General features: G+C 60.5%; 22 protein-coding genes. 5 read left to right on the forward strand and 17 right to left on the reverse strand.

Going from position 1 to position 25,127, the window contains the following annotated elements; all coding sequences use genetic code 11:
* Positions 1–2 precede the first annotated feature (2 nt).
* The 13 genes from AAE027_RS21410 to AAE027_RS21470 all read right to left on the reverse strand — a co-directional run bounded on the left by AAE027_RS21410 (position 3) and on the right by AAE027_RS21470 (position 11,778).
* Positions 3–401: a hypothetical protein gene (locus tag AAE027_RS21410; protein ID WP_370986616.1), complete on the reverse strand. Its 399-nt coding sequence runs from the start codon at positions 399–401 to the stop codon at positions 3–5.
* A 12-nt stretch (positions 402–413) separates the two neighbouring features.
* Positions 414–2,066, reverse strand: a complete 1,653-nt coding sequence (locus AAE027_RS21415) for a type II and III secretion system protein family protein (protein ID WP_370986615.1) — start codon at positions 2,064–2,066, stop codon at positions 414–416.
* 558 nt (positions 2,067–2,624) lie between these two features.
* Positions 2,625–3,041: a TadE/TadG family type IV pilus assembly protein gene (locus tag AAE027_RS21420; protein WP_370986613.1), complete on the reverse strand. Its 417-nt coding sequence runs from the start codon at positions 3,039–3,041 to the stop codon at positions 2,625–2,627.
* Positions 3,041–4,411: a pilus assembly protein TadG-related protein gene (locus AAE027_RS21425; protein WP_370986612.1), complete on the reverse strand. Its 1,371-nt coding sequence runs from the start codon at positions 4,409–4,411 to the stop codon at positions 3,041–3,043. The genes AAE027_RS21420 and AAE027_RS21425 overlap by 1 nt, the downstream gene beginning before the upstream one ends.
* Positions 4,412–4,419: 8 nt before the next feature.
* Positions 4,420–4,920, reverse strand: a complete 501-nt coding sequence (locus AAE027_RS21430; protein ID WP_245473187.1) for a hypothetical protein — start codon at positions 4,918–4,920, stop codon at positions 4,420–4,422.
* Between the two features lie 24 nt (positions 4,921–4,944).
* Entirely contained in the window at positions 4,945–5,592 is a 648-nt protein-coding gene (locus AAE027_RS21435) for a methyltransferase family protein (protein WP_370986611.1), read from the reverse strand.
* Between the two features lie 2 nt (positions 5,593–5,594).
* A complete protein-coding gene (locus AAE027_RS21440; RefSeq protein ID WP_370986610.1) occupies positions 5,595–6,503 on the reverse strand; it encodes a type II secretion system F family protein in 909 nt (302 codons plus the stop codon).
* Entirely contained in the window at positions 6,500–7,432 is a 933-nt protein-coding gene (locus AAE027_RS21445; RefSeq protein ID WP_370986609.1) for a type II secretion system F family protein, read from the reverse strand. Before AAE027_RS21445 ends, AAE027_RS21440 begins: the two co-directional genes overlap by 4 nt.
* Positions 7,429–8,805, reverse strand: coding sequence for a TadA family conjugal transfer-associated ATPase (locus tag AAE027_RS21450; RefSeq protein ID WP_370986608.1), 1,377 nt, complete (start codon positions 8,803–8,805; stop codon positions 7,429–7,431). Before AAE027_RS21450 ends, AAE027_RS21445 begins: the two co-directional genes overlap by 4 nt.
* The gene (locus tag AAE027_RS21455; RefSeq protein WP_370986607.1) at positions 8,802–10,004 is read right to left on the reverse strand and encodes a CpaE/TadZ family protein; all 1,203 of its coding nucleotides are present in this window, start codon (positions 10,002–10,004) and stop codon (positions 8,802–8,804) included. The genes AAE027_RS21450 and AAE027_RS21455 overlap by 4 nt, the downstream gene beginning before the upstream one ends.
* Positions 10,004–10,960 carry a Flp pilus assembly protein CpaB gene (cpaB, locus tag AAE027_RS21460; protein WP_370986606.1) on the reverse strand — a complete coding sequence of 319 codons (957 nt, stop codon included), beginning with the start codon at positions 10,958–10,960 and terminating at the stop codon, positions 10,004–10,006. The genes AAE027_RS21455 and cpaB overlap by 1 nt, the downstream gene beginning before the upstream one ends.
* A 1-nt stretch (position 10,961) precedes the next feature.
* Positions 10,962–11,465, reverse strand: coding sequence for an A24 family peptidase (locus tag AAE027_RS21465; protein ID WP_370986605.1), 504 nt, complete (start codon positions 11,463–11,465; stop codon positions 10,962–10,964).
* A gap of 103 nt (positions 11,466–11,568) precedes the next feature.
* Positions 11,569–11,778, reverse strand: a complete 210-nt coding sequence (locus AAE027_RS21470; protein ID WP_370986604.1) for a hypothetical protein — start codon at positions 11,776–11,778, stop codon at positions 11,569–11,571.
* Positions 11,779–12,122: 344 nt separating this feature from the next.
* On the opposite strand from AAE027_RS21470, the gene AAE027_RS21475 reads away from it, so the two are divergent.
* The 5 genes from AAE027_RS21475 to AAE027_RS21495 all read left to right on the forward strand — a co-directional run bounded on the left by AAE027_RS21475 (position 12,123) and on the right by AAE027_RS21495 (position 18,139).
* Positions 12,123–12,326, forward strand: a complete 204-nt coding sequence (locus AAE027_RS21475) for a hypothetical protein (protein ID WP_370986603.1) — start codon at positions 12,123–12,125, stop codon at positions 12,324–12,326.
* Positions 12,327–12,687: 361 nt separating this feature from the next.
* On the forward strand, positions 12,688–14,082 hold the full coding sequence (locus AAE027_RS21480; RefSeq protein WP_370986602.1) for a hypothetical protein: 1,395 nt from the start codon (positions 12,688–12,690) through the stop codon (positions 14,080–14,082).
* A 251-nt stretch (positions 14,083–14,333) separates the two neighbouring features.
* Complete coding sequence (locus AAE027_RS21485; RefSeq protein ID WP_370986601.1) at positions 14,334–14,792, forward strand: hypothetical protein; 459 nt, start codon at positions 14,334–14,336, stop codon at positions 14,790–14,792.
* A gap of 141 nt (positions 14,793–14,933) precedes the next feature.
* On the forward strand, positions 14,934–16,670 hold the full coding sequence (locus tag AAE027_RS21490; RefSeq protein WP_370986600.1) for a type I secretion system permease/ATPase: 1,737 nt from the start codon (positions 14,934–14,936) through the stop codon (positions 16,668–16,670).
* Positions 16,667–18,139 carry an HlyD family type I secretion periplasmic adaptor subunit gene (locus tag AAE027_RS21495; RefSeq protein ID WP_370986599.1) on the forward strand — a complete coding sequence of 491 codons (1,473 nt, stop codon included), beginning with the start codon at positions 16,667–16,669 and terminating at the stop codon, positions 18,137–18,139. The genes AAE027_RS21490 and AAE027_RS21495 overlap by 4 nt, the downstream gene beginning before the upstream one ends.
* Before the next feature lie 15 nt (positions 18,140–18,154).
* Here AAE027_RS21495 and AAE027_RS21500 read toward each other — a convergent pair whose 3' ends face one another.
* The 4 genes from AAE027_RS21500 to AAE027_RS21515 form a co-directional block, all read right to left on the reverse strand.
* On the reverse strand, positions 18,155–18,937 hold the full coding sequence (locus AAE027_RS21500) for a LuxR family transcriptional regulator (protein ID WP_370986598.1): 783 nt from the start codon (positions 18,935–18,937) through the stop codon (positions 18,155–18,157).
* Between the two features lie 209 nt (positions 18,938–19,146).
* Complete coding sequence (locus AAE027_RS21505; RefSeq protein WP_370986597.1) at positions 19,147–19,731, reverse strand: hypothetical protein; 585 nt, start codon at positions 19,729–19,731, stop codon at positions 19,147–19,149.
* A gap of 309 nt (positions 19,732–20,040) precedes the next feature.
* Entirely contained in the window at positions 20,041–23,370 is a 3,330-nt protein-coding gene (locus tag AAE027_RS21510) for an adenylate/guanylate cyclase domain-containing protein (protein WP_370986596.1), read from the reverse strand.
* A gap of 46 nt (positions 23,371–23,416) precedes the next feature.
* Positions 23,417–24,859 (reverse strand): FAD-binding oxidoreductase, encoded by a 1,443-nt coding sequence (locus AAE027_RS21515; protein ID WP_370986595.1) that lies wholly within the window; start codon positions 24,857–24,859, stop codon positions 23,417–23,419.
* Positions 24,860–25,127 lie beyond the last annotated feature (268 nt).

The raw sequence follows: 25,127 nt of genomic DNA on the forward strand, positions 1-25,127 counted from the left end.
CCTTACCTGCCTGGTGCACCACCGACCGGCACCGATACTCCAGCAGTCGATCCAGCCCCCAATCCGGTTACGTTGACATTCTGGGTGACGGGAGGCCGCTGGCCCATTTGTTTCGTCGGATCGCCCATGTCGGGAAGCTGATCCACCGGCTGTTGCGTATTGCCGTAACGCGAAACGGCTGCCCCCACGCGCCGAGCATCGTAAGCGATCCGGCGATCACCGACGTATCGCGGCCATGGGTGGATGGTGTGGGTGACGGCGTTGACCTCTTTGGCGTTGCCGGCGCTCATCGTGATGGTGTCGGAACGCTGGAAGTAACGGTCCACCTCGTCGTGACCGGCGAGCCCGTAACATCCCCCGAGCAGGAGCGGTGCGAACAGAGCCAGATACCTGATGGTCATCTCTCGCTTCCTCTAGTTCAGTGTTTTCACGACCGGCTGCTCGACAGCAGCGGCCGGAGCTACAACGGGCGCCCTGACTTCAGGAGCGATGATGTGCCCGTACGGCCCCTTCACGTCGCCGCCGGAATTGACGTAGTCATTGTAACGCTTGCGGACTTCCATCTGGCCATTGAGGAAAAAATCGACGTCGTTGGCCGGCAGGCGCGAGTCGAGCGGTGAGGCCAATTGCTGACCGGGCGCCGCCGGCGCGACCAGGCGCGGGGTGACGATGATAACGAGATCGGTTTCCTGCTGCTGGTACGACTTGCTGCTGAACAAGGTTCCAAGCACCGGCACCGAGCCGATCCACGGCAATTGGGACACAGCCTGCTGATTGCGGGTCTGGAGCAGGCCGGCGATCGCAAAGCTCTGGCCGTCGCGCAACTCGACCGTGGTGCGCGCGTCGCGGCGGGTCAACGCCGGGATTTGTGTGCCCGCGATGGTCACAGCATTGCTGAAGTCGAGCTCGCTTACAGAGGGTTCAACACGCAGATTGATTGTACCCCGCGAAAGCACAGTCGGAACAAAGGCGAGTTCGACACCGAATTTCTTAAACTCGATTGTCACTGTTGGCAATGAACCGGCGACGGGCGTTGAAGCCACAGGCACAGGAAACTCGCCGCCGGCCAGAAATCGAGCCGCATCTCCGGAGAGCGCAATCAGGTTCGGCTCCGCCAACCTCCGGAGGACACCTTTGGTCTCAAGCGCAGTTATCAGGAGGTCCAACGTGTTGCCATTGTTGAGCTTCAAAACACTTGTCAACAAGCTGCCGAACGGTACAGCGTTTCCTGCCAACGTAGCGGCGGTACCAATCAGCGGAAGACCGCCCGGGGTTGACACATGGCCCTTAGTCACGGGATCCTGCAAAGGCGTGCCGGTCCTGTCCGCCTGGATACGTCCGGCTGAGGTCACCGCACCAGCTGATCCGCCAGCGCCAAGGCCGGTGTTGAATCCTCGCGATCCGCTAGCGTTGCCACCATAAAGATTGACTCCCAAATCGCGACCAGCATCCCGAGCAACTTCCAGGAACCGCACCTCCAGCATCACCTGCTGCGGCGCCGCGACGCTCATCGCGTTGACGACGACACCGCCTTTCGCAACTGTGCTGGTGGCGATGGCCATAGCCCGCTCAGCCGCGACCGCGTCATTGGCGGTTCCGCTGAGCACCACCTGTCCCTCGGAGGCCGAGACGCGAATGCCCTGCATGCCGGTGCTGGATCGGATGTTCTGCTGCAGATTCCCGGTGTCGATCACAACCTCGATGTCGAGGATTCCGATCTGCTTCATCGACGAGTCGAACAGGATGACGTTGGTGGTACCGGTCTGCTTACCCTGGATGTAGATCATGTGATCGCTCAGGGACTTCACGTCGATGATGTCGGACGAGCCCGCGACGATGGTCGAAAAAGCCGTGTCGACCTTGAAGGTGCGTGACTTGTTGACGACCACCCTGACCCGCTGGACGTCGCTCATTTCGCTGACGATCACGCCGCCGGAGGAGCCCCGCCGGTCTGCAGCCGCCGCGAGGTCTGCGGACCCAAGCAAGGCGAGCGCCGCGCCAAAACTCATCACGCTGAAGGCGAGAAGCCCCCCTACCGCCTTATCCGAAACGCGACCGCCACCCATTCGAGTCCCCCCGCCGCGATCCGCGGCATCCCCGCAAATCTACGTGCTCGACGTCCCTCAACAGTTCCCCTCTGCGCACCACGTCGCAGAGCTTACAATCTGTCCCACTACAATTCGTTACTTCATGTTTCCAAGATCATCGCCCTTCATCCTGCCTCCTTGCAACAAGAGACACTTACCGCACAGCCACAAGCTGCAAAGAAAACTTTCCAATGTTGCCAGCGAGCATCATTTTCTCTGCAGCTCTGTTCAGAACTATCCTGCCGCACAACCACCTTGCGCGAGGTTCCGTCGTCGCCCCGCCATCGAACGGGTCGACTCGCAGTCTTGAGATGCGCTTGGCCAGGCGCGAATTGCTCTGACGCAGTTCGATGCCAAGCGTTTGGCCAGTTCCACCGGCGCCGCCGCGAAGCGGCGCCCGCCAATATGCGTCAGGTATATTGCCATATTTAGGCCTGCGGCGGGGTGGCACTTGCCATGGCATGTCTTGGCTTCGCGTCCGGCATCATCGCCATCGCCAGGGGGGCGGGTGTTCATTGGCCGATGCTCGGGAGTGCGCTAGAAGGGAATTTGCGTGGACGCGCTCGGCGCATTGAGTGCTGTGCCCCATATCGGCATCAGCATGGCGAAGCCGGCTTGAGAAGCTGTAACAGTCAAATTGTTGCCGCTGGACGCCACACTCAGCGTCGGCGTGAGACCGCCGAAATACAGGAACGGCGCCGCGTTCTGCTTAGCGCTGGTGGACATGGGATCGCCGGTGCAGCCGGCCGGCGACTGAGGCGGGCTCTGAAGCAAGTCAGGCGTATAGCAGTTGATCATGACCGCCCGGGCGCCGGCGCTCGCGAGCGTCCGCAAAGACTGCATCGTGATGGCATAGCGTCCGAGATCGAAGATGGCGAAGATCAACATGAAAAGCGGCACGAAGACGAGGACGAATTCGAACGCCGCGATACCCCGCTGATCGAGCTTTCTCATCACTGCACCAAGCGGACAACTTGGGTGTAAGGGACGGTGACCGGATTACATCCATCCGTGCTCAGGAAGCCGCCACCGCCCATGGTGAGTGTTTTGGCGATCACTTGTGAACAGGTCGTATTAGAACTTTGTGTCGCTCCGTTCCACGTAACGTCGACGTGCGGGAAATACATCGCACCACCCAATTTCACGTTACCACCATTGATGGTGACCTGATTACTGCTCTTGCTCGGTGCCTGATCATCAATCAGAACGCCGTTCAGATCAGAAGAGAAGGTGTTGGTGTAAGGGGCGGACAGCTCAACGCTGGCGCCGCCAGAGATCGAAATGCTCGAATCCCCGAGCAATACAAGGGTTACGCCTAAACCCGTGCCCGCCGGTGGCCAACGTGTACAGCCACTGCAGGTGATGGTTCCGCCATTAAATTTTATTGTCCCATTGTAGAAGAAGTACGTGCCCGGAGTAAAATCTACCGTGTTCCCAGTCGTGCACGTTAGGTTGCGGTACAGGTTAGTGCTGCTTGGCGGGGTATTGGGCCTCAACGTACCACTGCAGGCCAAATCGTTTGGCCTCCCGCTCGAGGTCAAGCTGTTGAACGTTTCGCTGTCCAATTTGCTAAGTGGATTGTTTGCGTACGGCATAAAATAGTTGTGTGTGACGCCGGGATTGGCGCAGGTGCTGGCTGGACTACAGCCAGTTGCACCCAAGACGGCCCATCCCGAACCGGTGAAAGAGGCAGTGCTGGCAAATTGAACACTGGCATCCGACATTATCGGGCAACCCGTTCCGTTGTTGCTGACGTTGCCGGCAATTTTAAGCGCCCCTCCGCCGCCGCTCGGATCAGGCCCAAGCGCCAAGGCGCACACCTTGCTCGGCAACTCGACCAGAGCGATGGCTTGGGCGGGGATGTTGACGGTCGTCAAACCCAGCACTCCCGACAAGTAGGCCGGCTGTTGCTGGCTGACCCTGGCGCGAACGGCGTTACCGCCTCCTGCGGGCGGCGTTGTGAACGCACCCGCACTGTAGCTGCCGATATCGATCTGCACGGCCCGCGAGATTCCTGTCGGAAGGCTGGTCGCACAATTGGTGCCCGGATAGGCCGTGTCGCCGGAGTTGCAGAACCCGTTCTGTGCCGCGAATTCCTTTGCGTGATAGTCCACTGATGTATCGCAGAGCACACCAGCATTCGCGCATGCAAGCCGCAAGGCGCCCGAATAGGCCGCCGCGTCGGCGGCATTCTGCGCCTGTTGCCTTGTGACGTACCACGATCCAGCCTCAGCCCCGAGTGCGACCACGCCGATGAGGGGGACGAGCGCGATGACGGTTGCGAATGCGGCGGAGCCTCGTCTGGAACGGAGCAGACTACGCATGGAAACACCTACTGGAAGCGTTCAGAGTAAGGCAGCGTGTAGGTACAACCGCTGGGACACAGCACCGACGTCAACACAATCGGGGCCAAAGTGACAGTTGTCGAAAACGTAAAGTACTTTGGAGTCGAACCAAGATTGCCGGAGTTGCATGCAGTGCTTCCGCACATGACCTGGATGTTGCCGATCGTATGCCCTGCGACTGTTGTCTGCAGCGTTGACACCCAGGTCCCCGGGTTCGCCGGGTCGGGCGGATTCTTGTATTGGATATATTGCCCGAAGGAGCGCAACGCGGTCCACGCGGAGATAAAGCGGAAGCCCGCGGCGGCTACGTCGGCGAGCGGCATCAGCAGGAACGACACCAAGAATATGTAGACGAACACTGTCTCAAACGCGACGGCGCCGCGCTGATCTGCGATGAAGGACTCCCTACGGCACGCGCGCCTGACTTGACCGATACCTACGACTTCCGATCGCGGAGCCCGAGCCTTGGCGATTTGAACCATGTCCATGACAATCCGGCCACGCATAGCCGCTCACCAAACATACGGGATCACGCGCCAACGTGATGCTTCGTAGCTGGAATATTCAGGGCAATTGCGCCGAAGCAGGTCTTCTTCGTAAAGAATCCGGCATGCCTGGATGCCCATATGCAGGACCAGTACCATCACCGTAACCGGTGTCAGGTATTGCAGCACGACGCCCAGGACCACGATCTCTTCTGCGACATAGAGTGGGTGCTTGATCCATCGATAAGGACCGGTCTGCACTACCGAACGCGCCTGCGGCACCAAACTGAACGACCGACCTAGATGTCGGATGGTGACAAGCATCATGATCGTGCCGACCAGCACGCAAGCTGTCGATGCCAGGTTTGGCAGCGTTTCGTCGGTTTTGCCCAGGAAGCTGATCGTCCATGGCAAATAGCTCCCGACGAACGCAGCTATTCTCGGAAGTAGGCCGTCTGCATGCGCCTTTGCTGGAGAGCGAGTGATGATCAACAGCGCCAGGAGCATGTAGAAAATGGCAAGGCAAAAACCCGACAGAAGCGATGGCCAGGGATCGGCAAGCGATGCCCCAATCTTGACGGCCACGCAAAGCGCCAGCAACAAGAACCACATGCTGCCGAACAGTCGCATGATCCGATCGTGCGAATAGTTTTTCGAAAGGGCGATTGTGCTCATGGCTACTTACCGAAGCTTGCGAACGAACGCACGAGGTGCAAAACGGGGCTTCCTCCCATGATGACAAACATGGCTGGAAGCAGGAAAAGCACCATAGGAATGGTCAGCTTGGCGCCCAATTTGTGTGCTCTTTCCTCGAGCTTGGTAATACGTTCTCGCCGCAGGTCGACCGCTATACTGCGTAGTGCTTGGCTCAAGGGCGTTCCGTATTGCAGGCTCTGGCTGATCATGGTGCCGAACCGGCGAAGCCCCTCTGAGGTATTTGCCAAATTCTCGAATGCATCGATGCGATTTGGCAATATCCGGAGATCATCAAGGAGACGGTGCAATACCCAAGCCATGGCAGGATTGGTCTGCTTCATTTCTTCCGCTACACGTCCCAGCGCGCTCTCCATGCCCATTCCCGCTTCGCTGCACACGACCAGCAAGTCGATCATGTCCGGCGCGCCCAGCCGAATGGTCGCATCAAAACGGCGCTTCAGCACCGTCAGAATCAATCGTGGCCCCATGATTCCGATCACGACGCCCACCAGCGTGAAGACCAGCACGTCGGCAGGCCCCCTTCCCGAGAGTTGCGCAAGAAGAAGCGCAATCACCGGGAAAAAGAACATGCTGACGACCTTGACGCCGATCCAGATCGGCAAGCTTCGATGATGATTGAAACCAGATGAGTGAAGGATCGTTCGCAGTTCTTCCAAATTCTCCTCGGCGTAGAAGCGCCGATACCGCATGCCGAGCCATGAAAACCAGCTGGTCACGTCTTGGAAGGTCGCTGACCGGTAAGGGATACCCATCACGGCGTTTGACACCCGCGTGTCCATCGCGCGGACGTGCATTTCGCGGATGATCAACAGGCAGGCCGCAGTTCCAGCTGCTACTGCGAGGGCCACCAGACTGAGACCAAACGTCATAGTTCTGTTTCCCGTCTGACCATCCAGCTTATCACTAGGTGTCCGATAAGCACCGAGGCTATTGCGTAAGCCAGAAGCTTGTTTCCCACCGGATCAGAGAACAACAGATCGACATTTTGCGGATTGGCGGCGTAGAGCAACGCTCCGGCAATCAGGGGCGAGACCGTAAGTGCTCGCGAGGAGAAAATCACCTCTCCTGCCAGCGCCTTGGCGCGAGCAGCTAGCGCAACACGCTGACTTACTGTGTCGCCTAGCGTCTGCAAGGTTTCACCCAAGCTGCCGCCTGACTTCAATTGGACTGCAAGTGTCACCGCGAACATCGCATACTCTGCCACCTGCGTTCGCCGATAGATGGCTTCGACGGCTTCCTCCGGCGGTCTACCCAGATTCACTTCGCTGCATACGATGGCAAACTGTCCAGCCGTTGGTTGCGGCATCTCGCGCGCGATGGTACGAAATGCTTCGTGCACCGGAAGACCCGATCGAACCGTACTTGTTACCAGCTGGATCGCGTCAGGCAGCTGTCGAAAAAGTTGACCGGCGAAGCGACGTTGCTGCCATCCAAACAGACCTCGCACGACCACTATGGCGGCAACTGCAGCCGCGACGGACACGTATAGAATGGAAAATCCCAGCAGGCTATTGGCGTAGAAGATTGCGGCCACCGTGATGGCGGAGGCCAGTAGTACATACGCCGGATGCCAGGCGTGAACCATCTCAGGCCTGTAATTGGCCAAACCGTGGAGAAGCAGAGATCGGGATCCGGTCTCCGCCCGACGAATGGATGGCAGGCTGGCCGGATGGGAGGCCGGTAGAGCTACCGCCAGCCGGCGATGCATGCGTCGTTCTCGGGCGTCGAGCCACAACGAACCGACTGCTGCGCAGATCGCGAGCACCAGAACAGCGACGATCACGAACTCAGGTATCATATTTGCCTCATGACCTCGGCCCAAGCGCGATCAAGGCCGAAATAGACAAGACGGCTTTTGAATTTCGGGACTGCAAGGGTAGACTTGTAAGTGCCCGATATCCGCCCATGCTCATCCTCCTCCTGGTACTCGAAGGCTGCGATGTCATTGGTGGTGACCACATCCCCTTCCAGCCCCATCACCTCGGTGATCTGGATAATGCGACGTTGTCCATCGCGCATGCGTTCGACTTGCACGATGAGATCCAGCGCAGCGACGATCTGAGCTCGAATGGCCCGCGACGGCAGATTGACCTGTCCCATCTGCACCATATTCTCGATGCGGGTCAGGGCATCGCGGGCACTATTGGCATGGACCGTGGAGATCGAACCATCATGGCCCGTGTTCATCGCCTGCAGCATGTCAAACGCTTCGGCGCCGCGCACCTCGCCCACGACGATCCGGTCAGGACGCATGCGCAGGGCATTCCACAACAGATCGCGTTGTGTCACCTGCCCAGTGCCTTCAAGGCTGGGAGGCCGGGTCTCCAGGCTGATCACGTGCGGCTGCTGAAGCTGCAACTCTGCCGCATCCTCGATGGTGACGACGCGTTCACTGTGATCAATGAACTGGCTCATGGCATTGAGCAGCGTGGTCTTGCCGGAGCCGGTGCCGCCGGAGACCAGAACATTGAGCCGAGACCGAGCGGCAATCTCCAGTAATTGTCCGATGGCTGCGGTCATTGAGCCGTTTTCGACCATTCCGGCGATGTCCAAACGGCGGCTTGGAAATTTTCGGATCGAAATACAGGGGCTGTGGATCGCTAGCGGCGGAAAAATGATGTTGACCCGGCTGCCGTCGGGCAAGCGGCAATCCACCATCGGACTGGATTCGTCAACGCGTCGCCCAACCTGACCGGCGATTTTCTGCGCCACCGACGCAATGTGATCATTGTCGCGGAATCGCACCGCGATCCGTTCCAGCCTGCCAGCTCGTTCCACGTAAACGTTACTCGGTCCATTGATCATGATATCGTTGATCGATTGATCGAGCAGAAGCGGACGCAGCGGCCCGTAGCCGGTCATGTCGTCCGCAATCTCGTCAGCCAGCTGAAGCTGCTCGCGACCTGACAGTTCGAGCCGTTCCTCATTGGCGATTCCATGAATGATTTCCTCGATCTGCCGGCGAAGGACATCGCGCGAAACAGTCGCGGCCACCGACGGCTCAATCTGCTCAATGACCCGTTCGCGGAGCGATGCTGACATCAGGGGCCGCTGAGGCAATGGCTCGTGCCTGGGCGCAGTTGCAGGCAAGCTCGGCGTCGACGCGGGCCGTGGCATCGATGCAGGCAAACGAGCTGGCGTGTCGTCGTCGCGCCGACCAAAGGTCTTCATAATCCGAGCAGCCTCCTCAGCCGTCCCTTCCGCTCGGCGCCGAGCCCTGTAATCTCGCGCACAATCGGGGCGAGGTGACGTCGCAGTCCTGATACGTGCTTCAGCGCTGGAATTCCGAGATTGACCGCCTGGGTCATCCCCTTGCCGAGATCGGGTACCACCATGTCTGGTTCTGCGCCCAAAGCCTTGACAATCGCAGCCCTGGGAAGGCCGCCGGGGCGATTGGCGCGGTTGAGCAAAGTAAAGACCCGATCTTTGCCGGCGATGTTCGTGACAGCGGTGCGCAGTGCGTGGGCATTGCGAAGTCCGGTTATCTCGGCTTCCAGCAGCACCAGCACGTGACGAGAATGAGTGATCACCGGATGGATAGATGGCGGAAACGGGACCGGTACATCGACAACAATGTAATTGAACCGTTGGCGGAGCAGACCAAGCACGTGTCTCACGCCCGCTTCAGTGATGTCGAGCTGCGCATCCAGTTCCTCATCGGCGGAGATCAGGCAAACCCGTTCATTGACCTCAATTGCCGCGCGCTCCAGGAACAGTGTGTCCGCCCGCATGGGATTTTCCAGAGCGATGCGCAGCCCTGGTCCGGGCTGAACACCCAGCATCACGGCCGTCTCGCCGGCTTGCAGGTGAAGGTCGAGCAGCGCGACCTTGGCCTTGGTGGTCTCGGCCAGCTGCAGCGCGAGATTGATTGCGATACTCGTTGCGCCGGCACCGCCCTGCGCACCGCAGATCGAGATCACATGTCCGCCCCGATCAATCGAACCGGCCGTCACGTCGCCAAGCAGCTTCGGACGCAGCTGGTCCAGCACCATGTCCCGCGTGAGCGGCCTGGGCAGGTACTCGGTCAAGCCGAGTTCCATAAGCTCGCGGTAGAAGGTGATCTCCCTGCTCTCACCGATCAGAGCCACCCGGACATCGGGTGGGCAGACGCCGGCCAGCCTCTCCAGTTCGGCAAATGGATCATCGATTCCACTGATGTCCGTCACCAACGCGAATAGTTCGGTGTCGGTTTCGAGCATCCGTATGGCATTACGGATCGTGCCACGCTTGATCGATATGTTACTGCCTTCGAGGCCCTTGCGCAGAGCCGCAGCACTAAGCTCGTCATTTACAAAACAGACGATCCGGTTGCGCGCTACGACAGATGTGGCGTCTTCAGGCGAACTGACGACTGCAATGTTAGCGCTCATCAATGTTTCTCCAGCAACTTGCCTGCCTGAACCACCATCGTCGTACCCCGGCGGGAAACTTCCGACCCATCGCAGTTGACCATCGTGTCGCCGTCGCCTGAATCCTGTTTCCTGACCGAGTATTGCTTGACCTGACCGCCAGCATGAACGACCACCGCCGCTGTGCGGCCGGCAATTGCATTCTGGCGAGCAATTTCCGGCGACACATCGCAGCTGGACATGGCGCCAGTGTCCGCCGTATCCCACTGCTCGACTGCTGCCCGTACGGCCAGAGAGAGCGTTCCGAGCTGCCTTGCGACAGTGATCTTTTTGACCTGGTCTGGCGCAAGCTCCAACGACACTGTTTGCGCTTGCTTGCCAGCCACCGAGCTTATGGTTCGCCCGCCTTGCACAATCTCCTGGTCAATCGCAATGACTCGGACGTTGCCTAGGACGGTTTCACTCAGGGCCCGACGCGCGGGTTCTGCCTTTTCGAACACCTGGGTCAATAAGACATCAACATAATCACCCGGCCTGATCAGCCCCGAGACGCCAGACTCCTCGTCCACCTTGATGCTGATTGCACGGCTATCCGGTGCCAAGACGCTGGCCAGGAAACCCCGATCCCGCGGCCGCAATACGTCCTGCAAGGTGATCGGACTGCCGGCGTCGACGAACTTGCGAACCAGAGAGCCGGGAAGTCCGACCTTGGAGTCTGGCGTTTCAAGAATCGCCCCTGCTGGAAGACGTTCAGGCGGCACCGAGCGTACTGCGAAATCTTCTTCGCGGGCCAATGTACCTTTCGACAGCGGACGTGCCGCAACAAAATAGCCGACGGTCGAAGGAGGCGCCGGCGCCGGCTCCGCGACCGCCACCGGAACCTGCTTCGGCAGGTTCATGTTGTAGCCAATCAGCCCGAACGCAGCGGTTGCGAGCAATAGCACCAGGATAATTGAGAGACGCAACGCGGATGACATGTCACAATCCTTTGCTCAAGATGGCCCAGATGCCACCGCACGCTATGGCCACGCCGTAAGGGAGCGGCGCGTGTCGCACGTGGCGCCAGCGCTCGATCGCGTAGACTCGGCGTGCGAGCGATGATCCGACTGGCGCCAGCTTCGGATATGGCAGGACGCGCATCATCAGATGCACCAGGGCCAGCACGCCGCCGGCCAACGAGGTTACGGTCACCAACTGCATCAACGCTGTCGGCGGCAGACCAATGGCCAAAGCTACCAGCAATTTGACGTCGCCCCCGCCAATCCACCTCCGCTGGAAAATCATGAAAAGCAACAAGAACAGGATCGTCGCGGCAGTCAGGGATTCGATCAGTTGCATCGGGCTAGCAAGTTGCCCAGCAATCCCGAGGAGCGCCAGCACCAGACAGACGTCATTTCTGATCAAGCGGGTCGCGACATCGAGCGTTGCGACGTACAGCAACAACAAGATTTCCAGTATTGAGACTATGTAAACCCAGCCCATAGGAATGCATGCCTCAAGGAGGTGGTAGGCACACTAAAATCAAGGGAGCCCATTCAGGAGGGGGACACGTTCCAATGCCCCCCTCTGGCGTCAGTTGGTAGAATCAAACTGCCGCAGTGAAAGCGGTGGTGATGGCGGTAATCCCGCCTGTCAGCGCCGTCCCGATCGCACCACCAGCCCCAACACCGAACACCGCCGACACTGCGCCAATGATACAAACCGCGACGATGATGTACTCGAACGACACCACGCCATCCTGGTCCGTCCGCAGACGCTTCAACGCTTCCTTGGTCTCGACGTAATACTTCAACATAGGAGAAACCCCTTCTTTCAACATGGATTTGTAGACACCTCGGCAACTTTTAGCGGCTGCGGCTTTTAAATCCCAGCCGCCACCGATAAACTCTTCATTAAATATCCGCCCCAGTCAATATTTAAAATAAAATTGTCCTTAAATTAACCAATTTGAATTTTATCGCCAAAGCGAATCATCGTTGGATCGCGCCTAGGACGAACAGAAACTCCCGTGATACGAATACGATAGCTACCCCCTCCCTTCCGGTCAGACTGTTGGCAGAGAGCCGGAAGCGTTCTCCGGAATAATACGGGGCACGTCCGAGAGATAATAATCGGAATATTGGAGAAAGACCGCCTGTTGTGCGGCGGCATTTAATTTGCGTGCCACGCCGATGTGTCAGGCTCCCACAATCGCGAGGACGCTGCGAGGAAGTACTCGGCCGGCACGCCTGGAGCAGTTTCGCAAGGACGATCGACGTGCAAGGGCGCGAAGCGGTACACCTACCCACGAGGCTCAGGCGCGATCCTTCTGAAGGCCCTGATCGCTGCGTTGCAGCCACATGATTTCGCCAGTTGTACTAGGGTGACGCAATCATCGATTCGAGCTCGCTCATCGATATCCGCACCGTCAGCCAGCAGAAGCTCGACTACCTCGTCATCATCCCGCGCTTGCGGCATAGTGCAGCGGTGTCCAGTCGCTCAATCCGCGTTGCTGCACGTCAGCACCTCGCGCGCCACATCAAACTTAGTCCGCTCTGCGCCCCAAGAGCGGCCCACTCGAACGGATGTAGCCGATGTAACGGCTGTCACCCGAAGCGCTATATCCGAACTGACGACTGGGCTTTCGATCTTCCCAGGATGACATTCCGTCCGGACTGCAGAATCCCTCCGATTGCGCGGAGCGATTGCGATGAGGGAGGTTACAATGGATTTTTCACGACTGTCGGATGGAATCCGGCTGCATCACGCCTCCCATCACCACCATGGCTACGATGGTGACGACGACTCCGGTCCGGCACCGCGTGTCCCGCACCTGATCGACAGTGGCGTCAAGGTCCATAGTCCAAGCCCGATTGCGGGCCATGGAGCCGCTCATGCCCTGCCCCATGACTCTGGCCCAATTCAATTCGAACATCTCACCACATCGGTGGGGCACTTCGGCCACCACACCGCGGCGGGCCAGAATCCTTGGGCCACCGAGTCGGCTTCGGGCGCAGGCCATTTCGGGATGGGCGCCGCCACGGTCGAGAGCGGAACGAACACGGCTGGGAACGGCGGAGACGGCTACTTCTACGGCGGCATCGTTCACGCGTCTTTGCTGATCTATGAGCCGATCAACATCTCGGTGAGTTCAGGATACGGTTCGGTCGCTCTGGCCAACCAGTCCAACAATTTGAATGTCGACCAATCCGCCTTTCAGATGGCCGGCGGCGGCGGACATGGTGGCAGTGAAAACGTTGCATCGGGAGGGAGCGTCAGTACTTCCTCGGGGACGAATGTGATCGCCAGCGGCGACAACAGTGCCGGTAACGGCGGCAGCGGCTATTTCTCGGGTGCGTTGGTGGACGTTCCTGTGGTGATCTATCATCCGATCAACATTGCGTTGGCGAACTCGGGCGGCTCTGCTCATGCAAGTCAATCGAACACGGTCGACATCGATCAATCGGTCTCGCAGATCGCGGGCGTCGGCGGAAATGGCGGACATGGCAATGTGGCGGCCGGCGGTAGCATCCTCACGCTCGACCCTAGCTGGGGATCAAGCACCGGAGTGAGCGCCTGGGACGTTCAAACCGGCGGGAGCCAGGCCGGCAATGGCGGGGACGGCGCGTTTTACGGGGAACTCGTCCATACCTCGTTCGTGCTGTACAACCCGATCAACATCGCGATCGCGGGCTATGGCTCCGGCGCCTACGCGGTCCAGACAAATGATGTTTCCGTGGATCAATCCGCGGTTCAGATCGCCGGCATTGGCGGACACGGCGGCAACGACAACGCCGCAGCGGGCGGCCATGCAAACCTTCTCTCCCATAATCTGTGGGGCGGCTCCGATACGGTCGCGACCGGTTCGAACAGCGCAGGCAATGGCGGCAACGGCTATTTTGCCGGCAGTCTGATCGATGTCAGCGTCGCGATCTATGCGCCCATCAATATAGCCATCGCAGGTCCACATTCGACGGCCGTGGCCGATCAGGTCAACAACGTGCACATCGACCAGAGTGCGGTTCAGATCGCCGGAGTTGGCGGGGACGGCGGCTACGGCAATCTTGCGCTAGCTGACGATGCCGCGCATCTCTTGTCAGATCTTCACCTGGTGGCATAGCGACACTTCGTACCGCTTGCATGATCGATTGCATGGCGGCACGTGCAGTTGCCACTCCTCGCCTGCAAAGCCCCACGTAGAGGCCCCCTCGCCTGACGGATGGCGTACTTTCGTACGTAGGCCGACAAAGCCGGATTGTATTCGATTTGACATCTATCGCACTCGCGCACGGGCGGATCAGACTTGCCGCGCGCGTCCGCCTGATCGGGATGGATGTTGCACGACAGCCAACAGAACGACGGAGGCCTCAAATGATGCCAAAGGCAATCAACATCACGGATACGATCGACTTCAAATCGATCAACACCGGTGGTCAAAGTGCCGGAAATGGCGGCGACGGTACTTTCAAGGGAGCCATCATCAGCAAGCCGACTCTCAACTTCGATCCAACCAACAAAGCCGACGGTGCCGATGTGCATGTGAACACCGGCGATCACGTCAAACAGACGGCGGATTGGGACGCTGGGGGTGCAAGCACCAAGGCCTCATGGTTTTCCAAGGCCCATGGCGGAGACGCCGAGTCGAACGGAAGCCAGAAATCCTACAGCGGCCACGATACCTCCAAGGTATACGCCAATACGGATGCCACCCAGATCAACAAGCTCATTGTGGACCAGCACCAGGAAGTCGTGGCTGGCATCGGCGGCGATGGTGGAGACGGCAACTTCGCGTGGGGTGGAGGAGTGACCTTCCACCTCGATACGCTCTGACCAGCGGCTCGTCCGACTGGCGGGACCGGCGGCCACTGCCGCCGGTCCTGGATTTCACGTCAATGCTCCCGTGATGCCGTTGCCAGATTGCATTGGCCGTCGGGCAAGTGCGCCGGACCTCGATTTCAGGCGGTGACGATCATGCTGGTGCCGCCCACTCGATTGCCCATCCTGCCGCCAATCCGGACGCCGCTGCACGCGGCCCTCTGGTCCTGCGCGGGGCCGCTTGGTCTCGTATTCGCATATAGCTGCAGCTACAATTTGCTTCTTTTTGCGCCCCCCATCTACCTTCTTCAAATCTACGACAGGGTTTTGTCGAGCCGGAGTGCCGACACGCTGCTTCTGCTCACGCTCATTGTCGCGATCACGGTCATGGTCGGCGGTGTGTTCGATGCGTTGCGGCGTGCCGTCCTGGGCCGCCTTGGCTCCTGGCTCGACGGTCGGCTTCGTCCTTGCGTGCTTTCGGCCAGCCTCGAATCCGCGCTTCGCAGCGATTGGACGCGGGCGTCGGACGCATATCGGGATCTCACGGTCCTGCGCCAGTTCGTGGAGTCCGGCGCATGTCCGATGCTGTTCGACGCGCTCTGGGCGCCCCTGTTCCTCCTGGTCCTCTTTCTGATCCATCCCCTGCTTGGCGTGGTGGGCGCCTGCTGCGTGGCCTTCCTGTTCGCTCTCACGGTTGCCGGAGATCTGGTGACCGAGGACGTTCTGCTCAAATCCAACGCCGCGCTGTCCAGAAGCTACGGCCGCCTTCAGGCTGCCGCCAGCAACGTCCACATGATCCGCGCCATGGGAATGTTCGATAGCGCAGCGCGAACGATCTACCACGACGCGCAGGACGCCCGCAGAGAGCACGATCAGGCACTCCGGCGAGGCGAAATCGTGATGCTGGCCACCAAACCGGTCCGCGCGTTGTCGCAAGTCCTGATCATGGGAGCAGCCGCCTGGCTCGTCCTTGATCACGGGAAAAGTCCGGCGATCATCTTTGCCTCTACGCTGATGTTCAGCCGGGCGCTCGCGCCAGTCGAGAGTGCAATCGCAGGCTGGAAATCGCTTGTTACGGCCGTGAGTGCCTGTCAGCGGCTCGGCGCTCTTCTCGCCGCATTCCCCTCCACCGAGCAGCAGGATACGGAGATCTCGCCGCAACCAGCGCGGAGCGGTCTCCTCGTCGATAACGTTGGCGTAAAGCTACCGGGGCCCGACCACTTTCTGCTGAAAGATGTCTCGTTCAGCCTCGCGCCCGGAGAGTGCCTTGGCATTATCGGTCCGTCCGGTTCTGGCAAGTCCCTGCTTGGCCAAGTGATCGCCGGGCTGTCGATGCCAACGCAAGGCGGTGTCCGCCTCGACAATACCGACGTCTCGCTGCTTCGCGAGCAACGAAGCGGCCACCGTCTCGGATATCTCCCCCAGGACATCAATCTGCTCGGCGACACCATAAACGACATCATCGCACGGCTTGATGATGCCGATCGGCGGAAGGTGGTCGATGCGGCCAAGCTCGTCGGAATCCATGAGGCGATCATGCGCCTACCGCTCGGGTACGACACGGTGGTTCACAGTGAAAAATCATTCTCGCGCGGATATCGGCAGCGCCTCGGTCTGGCCCGAGCCTTTTTCGGCAGTCCGCGTCTCGTTGTTCTAGACGAGCCGAACGCCAGCCTCGACTACGGGGGCGAGCGAATGCTGCTGGATGCCATCGAGCGCATGAAGCGCGAAAATGTCGTCCTGGTCGTCGTCACTCACCGGATGGGTCTCCTCGCAGCCACGGACAAGATCGCCATCATGGAAGACGGTGCGGTCGTCGCGTTCGGCGACAGCGAGGAAATCTTTGAACGGCACCTGGCTCGGCCCCAGGTTACGTCGCAAGTTGCGCCATGATCTGGCATTTTCCCACAAGCTGGAAGCTTCCCGCGGTCTGGCAACTTCCCATGATCTGGGGCCAGATCACGCGAACACCCGTACGCCCCCCGCTCGCCGGGCGACTTGGAGGCGTTGTTACCGCAATCGACGATTTCGAGCCTCTCGAATTTCCATGGTGCTCGACCCCCACACCGGTCTCTCCGCGCGCCAGGCTTCGCGGGATCACCCTCGCGGGCAATCTGCTGGTGCTCGGCTTCATGCTTGGGCTTGGCACATGGGCGAGCTTCGCGCCACTTGAGAGCGCCGCAATCGCGTCTGGCGTCGTGGAATCGGAATCGAACCGCAAGACGATCCAGCATCTGGAAGGCGGTATCGTCAGGAGCATCTTGGTTTCCGACGGCGATGTCGTGCGAAGCGGGCAAACACTGATCACGCTGGACGACACCCGCGCCGATTCGGAGGTGCAAAGTCTTCAGGGCCAGTTGTGGGATGCAATTGCTCGTGCCGCGCGGCTTCAGGCCGAGCAGCAGAGATTTGAGAGGATCGCAGTCCCGAGCACGCTGGACCAGGACAGCCAACAGAATGGAGCGGCGGCCGCTGCGCTGTCGGCGCAGCAGTTCATTTTCCAGGCACGCCGGCAGGTTCACGAGTCGCAGCTTGCGGTCATTCGCGAGCGGAGGCATCAGGTCGAGAAGGAGATCGAAGGTCTCAAGGCTCAGGAGAGCGCCACCGGGCAGCGAAGCGACATCGTCCGGGAAGAACTCGATATGGTCACGACCCTCGTCAACAAAGGACTCGAACGGCGGCCACGGCTTCTGAATCTGCAGCGTGAACTGGCCGACGTTGAGGGACGTCGTGGTGAGATCGCGGCGCAGATTTCCCGCGCCGAGCAGGTCATCAACGAGTCGCAGGCAAATTTGTTCAAGCTCGAGAGCGAAAGGCAGAACGAGATCGCACAATCGCTTCGCGAAGCACAGAACCAGATATTCCAACTCCGCGAACGGTTGCTTGCGGCCAGGGACCAACTAACCCGAACGGAGGTCAAGGCGCCCGAGGACGGCGTGATAACTGACCTGCGGATTCATACGACCGGCGGCGTCATCGGGGCTGGTGCTCCGCTCATGGACCTCGTGCCGCGGCAAGACCGCCTCATCGTGACCGCCCGCCTGCGACCGGAGGACATTGACGTGGTTCATCCCGGTCTTAATGCCGAAGTGCATCTCCTACCGTACAATCAGCGTCGCGTACCGCGTCTGAAGGGAACCGTCGTGCACGTATCCGCTGACCGGCTTCTCGACAAGCGTACCGACCAGCCATACTACGCGACCAGGATTCGGATCGACGACGCACAGATGGCTGCAAATGGCGTCCAGATCGTTCCCGGCATGCCCGTTCAAGTGTTCATCACCACGGGGCGCGGCACCGTTGCACTTTATGCGCTGAGCCCCCTGCTCGACAGCTTCCGCGGTGCATTCAGAGAGGATTGATCCAGCTCCCCGTGACTAGGTCTCCGGCGTTGAGGCTGCGCCCGGATCGTGATCGCGACTCTGCGCGGGCAACCGGCCGCGCCAGCGGAGGACCGCTTCCGTGCGATTGTGAGCGGCACATTTCCTCATGATATGCTGAATGTGCATTTTAACGGTGCTTTCCGAGAGGTTCATTTTGGCGGCGATCAGCTTGTTGGGCAGGCCGAGCTCCAGTTCCGCCAGAACCTGCTGCTCTCGAGGCGTGAAATCGGTCAAGCTCCTGTCGATAGCCGCCCTGGCTGCTTCGTTCGTCAGATATGCGGACGCGAACCGACGCGCATCCGGTGGCTCGAAACCCGGTATCCTGTTTATTCCAGCGACGGGCAACGGCCTGTAGCAGCCTCCGACAAGAACAAGGCGCAGGCCGGCGATGACGACCTCTATTGGCAGCGAGGTGGGGAGAAAACCGCGCACACCCCGCTGCATCGCGGCCTGCGCGGTCGGCTCGTCGTCATGGTTTGACAGGATTGCAACGGCCGCGTTGGGACAGCACTCCGCGACGAAGGCGAGATCGTCCTCAACCGAGGGATCGCCGATGGGCTTGTCCGCGATACTCAGCAACACCAAACGAACATCGCGAGCTGACGCGCTGTCCAGACTTTGGACCGTTGCCATGTCAAGGATCTCGAATTCGGCCAATTCCCGCCTGAAGACGTTCAGAATGCATGTGCGAGGCAACAGGAGCGGCTCGATGATCACCAGAACCGGCAAGTGAAGCGATCCATTGAGCCGTTTTGAGAAGTTGGTTAGGTCATCCATGATTTCCTCGGAATGAAAAGAATCTCTGCCACAGTCCCACGATCCGTGCTGCGTATTCCCGTTGCGGCATTCATCCTGAATGCATCGTCACGCGCGGCGCCAACATTAGGATCGTATCCACTGCGGGATAGTCTGACGCCCGGGTGGAAATTCTTTCCGCTCAAATCACATGGACGCGTGCCGCGCCGTGGCGCGGTCGACGCATCCCCTTAATTGCAGATATTTCGATACGCGGTTGACGCCGCCGACCCCGACTTGCCGTCGACGACATATGCTTCATTCTCCTTCACGAGATACAGAAACGGTCTCTCTCCAGTCTCGCCACCTGACGCATTTCTTCCTTTCACACGACCGCAAATCGTATCCACAGCGCGCCCAAACATGTTCAATCGCATTGCGCGCTTCATGTCGCTGAACTCGGCCGATCCTGGATCGTCCATCTTCGATGCGATCGTGACCTTTGCCCTGTCCAGGACAGTATCTGATCTTTCCGCCGGGCGTTCGGGCGCCGGGACGCTGATCCTCGCGTGCGGGGCGGCCGCCTTGGCGAGATCGGCCGATCCGCGTTTCTTCGGGGATGGCCTCTTGCCGGACTTTGCCGAGGTTGCAGAATTCGATTTGACAATCGCAGGAGTTGGCGCCAATGCCGCCGGCGTTGGCTCTGCGGGTCGGGCGACTGCAACCCTGTCGAAACAGGGTCGCGCCGCACACCCAAGGAAATATCCTCGGGACGGCGCGAACCAGCCAAAGCCGACCAGAATTCCTGCCAGCACTCCAACAAAAAGCAGTCCCATCCGATTCCCCTCCTCGGGAGCTCGGCTCGCAATCGTAACTAGGACTAATTCCGCGCTGGTGATCTATCTGTTGCGCAAAAGCGTTAAGCGCTCATTAAGCGCGGAAGGTTGCCCGGCATCTGCCTGGGTGGGCCGGTCCGGCTCCAGGCCATGCGGAAAGCCCGTTTTGTCATCTCGCCGAGCGACAGCCGGGGGATGAAATCTTCCCCGATTGCTGCTCAACCCAGGTCAGCGCACAACCCTTACCGAATTGATCACCGCATTACCGAACGATGGACGGGGAGATGGGTCGCTATTGCGGTAACTTCGTCACAGGTCTGCCAGCAACTTGCGAGCTTCCACGAGATCGCGTGTTTCCAAGCCCTCGCTGAACCAGCTGTAGATCGGCACAAGAGCGTCGCGCGCCTCTCGCCGCATGCCGCGTGCCGCCTGGAGTCTGGCGCGCGCAACGCTTGCGCGAAGCTCGGGCAGCCTTGCTCCCTGGGCAGCGGCAATTTCAATCGCGGCCTCGAACTCCGCATCCGCTTGATTTTCGGCCTCCTCCCCGCCTGCCAGCAACAGCAGTTCACCGCGCCCCCGGTGAAGCTCGACGGCGCACCAGCTCTCGAGACTTGCGTCCGCAATTGCCACCGCTTCGTCGATGACGCGAAGCCCAGCCATGGCGTTTCCAGCCTTGCGATGAAGCGCCGCGAGCAAGCCAAGATGGTGCGGAATGCGTAGTCCCGCGCTGGTTCGCCGGAGATCCTCAAGCCCAGCATCAAAGTCCGCAAGACCTTCCTCAAGCCTGCCGGATTCAGCGATCGCCCAGGCGCGAACGAGGCTGGCCCATGCACCATAGTAGTCGAAGCGGTACTCGGCGCAGATGTCGCGTGACTCTGCGGCGGCTTTCAGCGCGGCATCGGGCTCTTGCCTGAACTGATACAGCATCGCCAGATAGTTGAGCGCGAGCGCGATGCTGAATGGATGTGAAATCTCACGCGCGACGGCGAGCCCTTTCTCAGCAATCCCAAGGCTACGAACAGGATAGCCGAGATGCCAATCGCAATGACTCATGTAGGCGCGGCAGAATACGCTCATATCAATTCCGTAGACCTCGGAATAATAGCGGCCGCGGTATTCGCCGGCTTGTGCGCTTCTCTCGAACCGGTCGCGCGAGAGTTGAAACTGGCCGAGGTGGAACGAGAGCACTCCCGCAAGATGATCGGCTTCGGCTTGACGTACGGGATCACCGCTTCGTTTCGCGAGCGCCTCCGTCTCCTCAACGAGGCTTGTGACCTCGCGCAGGTTGGCGCGCACGTGATAGACGTGGCCGAGCCCCTTCAACGCGGCGGAGAGATCAACCTCGCTCTGCAGCTCGCGGCTGAGCTCCTGTGCGCGCTGGAACGCCGCTTCTGCCTCGCGTGAAGCAAATCCTTTTGTTGCAATCAGCGGGCCGCCAAGCCCAAGCTGCAGGGCAAGCTCGAAGCGCGAGCGTGATGCTCCAGGAGGAAGTGCTTTGGCGCACTCGAGCCCCGATCTCAGATGGGCAATTGCCTCCATATTCGCCGATCGGGCGGCTGCGAGGCGGCCGGCCCTCAGCCAGTATGGAATGGCCTTCTCGGCCAATCCCGCCTCGCCAAAGTGACGAGCGACGAGCTCCGGCTGTGCTTCGACAAGTTGCGGAAAGAGCGCTTCGATCGATGTGGCAATCCGCGCGTGCAGCTCCTGGCGGCGCCGCTTGAGCAGGCTTTCGTAGGCGGCATCGCGCACCAGGGCGTGCTTGAAGACATAGGTCGCGGCAGGCGCGAGGCCGCGCCGGAAAACGAGCTCTGCCGCTACCAGGCGATCAAGTGCCGCGGTGAGCTCTCCTGCTGGCATCGACACGACCGCAGCAAGCAATTCGTGATCGAACTCGCGGCCGATACAGGCTCCGATCTGGGCGACCTCCTTGACTGGAGCAAGACGGTCAAGCCGCGACATCAACGAATCGTGCAGCGTCGCTGGGATCGCCAAGGACGGGAACGCGCCGGCGAGGACGTAGCGAGCGCCGGTGTAGCGGAGGATCCCGGCTTCAAGCACGGCCTTCGTGAGCTCCTCGGTAAAGAGCGGCACACCCTCGGTCCGCGCCAGAATCTGGTCGAGGACCTCGGCGGGAAGCGCTTTGCCTTCGGTGATCCGGTCAACGAGTACAACCACCTGCGCCTGTGGCAGGCGGTTTAGCATGAGCAACGTGACGTGCGGAAACCCGATCCATGGTGGCGGGAGTTCCGGGCGGAATGTGGCCACGACCAGCACTGGCAGGTCCTGAAGACGATCCACGATCTGGTCGAACAACTCGCGCGAGGTGGGATCGAGCCAGTGCGCATCTTCAAGCACCATCAGCACCGGGCCGCGAGCGGCAAGTCGATCGAGTCGGGCCAGAAATGTGCGGAACAGGAGCGCCTTCCTTTGCTGCGGCGACATCTCTGGCTGGGTGCTCGGCCTCTCAGTTGGAATGCCGAGCAGATCGGCAAGAAGCTGGATTGCATCACTGGACAGCCCTTCGCCGTTTTCGCCGAGGAGCAATTCGAGGCGCTTGAGCCGTGTTTCCGCGGTATCCTCAGGTGCGAACCGCGCCTCCCTCTCAAGCTGCGAGATGAAGGGAAAGAGCGGGCTGTTTAGGTGATGCGGCGAACAGGCGTAGCTAACGAGCGTGATTTGTTCGGCCTGTAGCCGTTCGCGCAGCGCGAGCACCAATCGTGATTTTCCGATTCCCGGCTCGCCAAAAATCAAGGCGACCTGTCCAGCCCCTCCTTTGGCAAGCTGCCACCGCGACAGCGTCAAATCGAGCTCCTCGCTGCGCCCGACGAGTGGCGTGACGTGGGCTCCGTGCAAGGCCTCGAACCTGCTTTCTGCCCGGCCTTCGCCGGTGACACTCCAAGCTTGCACCGGTTCGGCAAAGCCCTTGAGCCGAAGGGAACCGAGCTCAACAAATTCGAAGAGATCGCCGACCAGGCGGCGCGTGCTGTCGGCGATAACGACCGTACCAGGCTCCGCAACCTGTTGCAGACGGGCCGCGAGATTAGGCGTTTCCCCAGTGATTGCTTCCTCCTTCGCAGCACCTTCCCCGAGCAGATCGCCCACCACGACAAGCCCGGTGGCGATGCCGACGCGTGCTGCCAGCAGGCCTCCTGCGCCCGACGACATGCCGCTGACCGCTGTTGCGACCGCAAGTCCCGCCCGGACAGCTTGCTCTGCCGCATCTTCGCTTGCGCGCGGCCAGCCGAAATAGGCCTGCACTCCGTCTCCCAGAAACTTCGCGACGTGGCCCTCCAGTCGCGCAATCTCTCCCGCCACCGTGTTCGAGTAGGCCCGCATGACCTCGCGCAGCTCCTCGGGATCGAGACGGCGGCTGAGGTCGGTCGAGCCGACGAGGTCGACGAACATGAGCGTGAGCTGACGGCGCTCCACCGACGCGGGGGACCGCGCCGCCGCCAGGTCCGCTGGTAGCAGGTCGATTGCATCGAGAAGCTTCCGCCGGTGGCCGACAGCCAGGACTCCAATCTCCTTGAGATCTTCAACCGTCAGGCGGGGCAGGATCTCAAGGTCAATTCCGTTGTCGCGGAACGTCTGCTCGTAGGATTGCAGGCCCAGGCTGCGCAGCCATTCTCCGATGTCCAACTTCGTCTCCGTAGCCCCCTCGATTACGGATCCCCTCCTCCTCTTGTCAGGCGGCCGGTCGCTGTGCAGCGGCCGGCCTGACGTTCTGGTTTAGCCGGAACAGGTTGCCAGGATCGTACTTGGCCTTCAGCGCGGCAAGACGAGCGTAGTTCGGGCCGTAGGCGCCGGCTACGCGATCGGTCTCGTCCTCCGGCATGAAGTTGACGTAGACGCCGCCGGTTGCGTAAGGCGCGGTCTCAGTGAAGAGCCTGCGCGCCCAGGCGATCGAACGTTGCTCATCCGCCGGATCGCGCCATCGCGTGTGAACGTTCATGACAAACTTCGCATCGCGGTGGGGAAACGCCGTGGCGTCGACGGCCACGCGACTGGTGGCGCCACCAAGCTGACCGATGAAAATCTCGCACTCCCCGGTCGGCAGGCTTGTCGTATGGCTCACCAGCGTATCGAGAAGACCGTCGTTGAGTTCAACGAAATTGTGCGACTTCCAGTAATTATAGGCGCCGGGCGTGAGAAGTGGGTCAAACGCGGTCTGCCAAGCCGCGAAGGGCTGCATGCCGATCACGTCTGCGATCGGCTCTCCGAGCGCGCGCAACGGCTCCAATGCGCGCTTGCCCTCGTTCTCATCTCCCGCATAGCAGACGGCGAACGCGACGATCTCCTTGCCGTGAACCTCGGCGGGCAAGAACGGCAGCGGCGGCGCCTGCCTGAGCACCACCCAAACCGTCAGCTCGTCGGGCGCCCTGGCGGCGACATCGCGATAGCCCGCGAGCAGCTCCCTCGCCCGCGCAAAGGGATGGACGATGAGCCCGGCCAGAACCATCGGACCAACAGGATGCAGGCGGAACTCGAACGAACTCACCACCCCGAAATTGGCTCCGCCTCCGCGCAGCGCCCAGAACAGGTCGGTCTTCTCGGCGATGTTTGCCCGGACGAGCTCGCCCTCGGCCGTCACGACGTCGGCCGAGATCAGGTTGTCGGCGGCAAGCCCGTACTTGCGGCTAAGCCATCCGAAGCCGCCGCCCAGCGTCAATCCCGCAACGCCGGTCGTCGAGTTGATCCCGAGCGGGGTAGCAAGGCCGAAAGCTTGCGCCTCCTTGTCGAAGTCGCCAAGCGTTGCCCCCGGGTCCACGCGCGCGGTGCGGTGAAATGGATCAACCCGGACGGAGCGCATCAGCGAAAGATCGATCAGGAGCCCCCCGTCACAAACAGCATTGCCCGCGATGTTATGGCCGCCGCCGCGCACGGCGACCAAGAGGCCGTGCTCACGCGCAAGCCGTACGGCGCGAATGATGTCTGCGGCCCCTCTGCAGCGCACGACCGCGCCTGGGCGGCGATCGATCATCGCATTCCAGATCGTGCGCGCTTCGTCATAGCCCGGCTCCTCGGGCAGACAGACGTTGCCTCGCAAGATTTGGCGAAGGGCAGCAATTGCATCGCTTTCAAGCGTAATCGCCCCGCCCTGCAGCGAGGCCAGCCGGATCTCTGCCATGGCATCTCCTCCGTGACTAGCGGTCAGAATTTCGGCAGTCAGCTCTCATGTTCTTGGACGGATCAGCAGAAGGGGCGGCCACGCCCACGGCTCTTGCAACCGACGCGGCGCAGAATCGCCCCGCTGCACGCCGTTCGACATTGCGAACGGTAGATTTCCGCCTAGAGGTTAGTCCTCCGGCAAAACAAATGGTTCTGCGACAGAGTGTCTCGCGGATGAGGAGCGCTGACAAGCCCGCGCGGGTCGCGCTTTCCGTCACCTGCAAACC

It is taken from the genome of Bradyrhizobium sp. DN3 (assembly GCF_041357655.1).
Lineage (GTDB): Bacteria > Pseudomonadota > Alphaproteobacteria > Rhizobiales > Xanthobacteraceae > Bradyrhizobium.

Coding starts and splice junctions, on each gene's coding strand:
- AAE027_RS21410 (WP_370986616.1), bottom strand. CDS start 401: ATGACCATCAGGTATCTGGCTCTGTTCGCACCGCTCCTGCTCGGGGGA.
- AAE027_RS21415 (WP_370986615.1), bottom strand. CDS start 2,066: ATGGGTGGCGGTCGCGTTTCGGATAAGGCGGTAGGGGGGCTTCTCGCC.
- AAE027_RS21420 (WP_370986613.1), bottom strand. CDS start 3,041: ATGAGAAAGCTCGATCAGCGGGGTATCGCGGCGTTCGAATTCGTCCTC.
- AAE027_RS21425 (WP_370986612.1), bottom strand. CDS start 4,411: ATGCGTAGTCTGCTCCGTTCCAGACGAGGCTCCGCCGCATTCGCAACC.
- AAE027_RS21430 (WP_245473187.1), bottom strand. CDS start 4,920: ATGGACATGGTTCAAATCGCCAAGGCTCGGGCTCCGCGATCGGAAGTC.
- AAE027_RS21435 (WP_370986611.1), bottom strand. CDS start 5,592: ATGAGCACAATCGCCCTTTCGAAAAACTATTCGCACGATCGGATCATG.
- AAE027_RS21440 (WP_370986610.1), bottom strand. CDS start 6,503: ATGACGTTTGGTCTCAGTCTGGTGGCCCTCGCAGTAGCAGCTGGAACT.
- AAE027_RS21445 (WP_370986609.1), bottom strand. CDS start 7,432: ATGATACCTGAGTTCGTGATCGTCGCTGTTCTGGTGCTCGCGATCTGC.
- AAE027_RS21450 (WP_370986608.1), bottom strand. CDS start 8,805: ATGAAGACCTTTGGTCGGCGCGACGACGACACGCCAGCTCGTTTGCCT.
- AAE027_RS21455 (WP_370986607.1), bottom strand. CDS start 10,004: ATGAGCGCTAACATTGCAGTCGTCAGTTCGCCTGAAGACGCCACATCT.
- cpaB (WP_370986606.1), bottom strand. CDS start 10,960: ATGTCATCCGCGTTGCGTCTCTCAATTATCCTGGTGCTATTGCTCGCA.
- AAE027_RS21465 (WP_370986605.1), bottom strand. CDS start 11,465: ATGGGCTGGGTTTACATAGTCTCAATACTGGAAATCTTGTTGTTGCTG.
- AAE027_RS21470 (WP_370986604.1), bottom strand. CDS start 11,778: ATGTTGAAGTATTACGTCGAGACCAAGGAAGCGTTGAAGCGTCTGCGG.
- AAE027_RS21480 (WP_370986602.1), top strand. CDS start 12,688: ATGGATTTTTCACGACTGTCGGATGGAATCCGGCTGCATCACGCCTCC.
- AAE027_RS21485 (WP_370986601.1), top strand. CDS start 14,334: ATGATGCCAAAGGCAATCAACATCACGGATACGATCGACTTCAAATCG.
- AAE027_RS21490 (WP_370986600.1), top strand. CDS start 14,934: ATGCTGGTGCCGCCCACTCGATTGCCCATCCTGCCGCCAATCCGGACG.
- AAE027_RS21495 (WP_370986599.1), top strand. CDS start 16,667: ATGATCTGGCATTTTCCCACAAGCTGGAAGCTTCCCGCGGTCTGGCAA.
- AAE027_RS21500 (WP_370986598.1), bottom strand. CDS start 18,937: ATGGATGACCTAACCAACTTCTCAAAACGGCTCAATGGATCGCTTCAC.
- AAE027_RS21505 (WP_370986597.1), bottom strand. CDS start 19,731: ATGGGACTGCTTTTTGTTGGAGTGCTGGCAGGAATTCTGGTCGGCTTT.
- AAE027_RS21515 (WP_370986595.1), bottom strand. CDS start 24,859: ATGGCAGAGATCCGGCTGGCCTCGCTGCAGGGCGGGGCGATTACGCTT.